Genomic DNA, 255 nt, shown 5'->3' on the forward strand with positions numbered 1-255 from the left:
GCCTTCGCCGAGTCGGCCTTCAAGACGCTGAAGTACCGGCCGGGCTTCCCCGTCGACGGGTTCGCCACCCTGGCCGAGGCTCAGGACTGGGTTCAGCAATTTACCGAGTGGTACAACCATGAGCACCGGCACAGCGCCCTTCGCTACGTCACGCCGAGCCAGCGTCATGACGGCGAGGCCAAAGGCATTCTGACGCAGCGCCGAGAGGTCTTCGAGGCCGCGAAGCAGCGTCACCCGGAGCGATGGTCAGGTGAC

1 protein-coding gene is annotated in these 255 nt (G+C 65.5%); it reads left to right on the top strand.

Annotation, left to right across the window (positions count from 1 at the left end):
* A partial coding sequence (locus MKZ40_RS17145; RefSeq protein WP_282628015.1) for an integrase core domain-containing protein occupies positions 1-255 on the top strand: 255 nt, incomplete at both ends.

It is taken from the genome of Cobetia sp. BMC6, from assembly GCF_029991385.1.
GTDB lineage: Bacteria > Pseudomonadota > Gammaproteobacteria > Pseudomonadales > Halomonadaceae > Cobetia.